The organism is Orbus sasakiae, assembly GCF_039542345.1.
In the GTDB taxonomy this organism is placed as follows: Bacteria; Pseudomonadota; Gammaproteobacteria; order Enterobacterales; family Orbaceae; genus Orbus; species Orbus sasakiae.
In genome coordinates this window covers 1-762 of sequence record NZ_BAABHY010000020.1, presented here as the reverse complement: position 1 = coordinate 762, position 762 = coordinate 1, and the positions used below count along the sequence as shown (strand labels likewise).

1 pseudogene is annotated in these 762 nt (G+C 42.0%); it reads left to right on the top strand.

Annotated features, from left to right (window positions below):
• Positions 1-762: pseudogene (locus tag ABEA36_RS13220) on the top strand (hypothetical protein); the annotation flags it as partial.

The window sequence follows — 762 nt, the reverse complement described above, 5'->3', positions numbered from 1 at the left end:
GATAAGCATTACTACTATTTGACTCAAAAAGATAAACAGACACTTATTACAAAATATCAGTATGATTATCCACATTTAACTTTAAATGATATTCCGGATTCTGTGGAGTTGATGGATGGTATTCCATTCGAATATGATTTGTCTACTGCAAGTCGACCAGATATAGTGCTTTATTTTTCAAAACCGGAGAAAACGTATTGGATTAAAAGGGAAAGTGTGTTGCATTTAGCTGGAAAACCGGGTCAACTTTATATGGCAATTCCCAGCTGGTCAACCTTTCCATTATCACTAGATGGGATGTCGGCAGCGACGGTGAATAATACGGTGTTTTACCCAAGGACCTTATCGCTTTCATCACTCGAAGAGGATAATTTAGTGGCGACAGATGACGTTGGTCATCGGTGGGCTTATATCAGCGCGGCTAATGTGCATGGAGAGGAAATTAAAGGTTGGGTGAGTATCAGTAGTGATGACGCAGCACATCAGCAGGCACATGTCAAACGAGCAAGTCCATGGGAGTGGATAGGTTTTGAGACGATAGAAGAGCAAGCTAACACCGGTGAATTAGCCCTTAAGATAGAAGCCAATAAAGCGGTTAGATTAGATTTGGCAGACTATACCAAGGGCATGTCAGCGTTACATCATATTTTAACACAGACACCGATGAACACGACATTAAGTAAAAAGGGTCAGTTACCTCCGTTTACAGCGTCGCACTTAAAAGCGGGTTTACGCACGTCATGGACAGCAGAGCAGATAGGG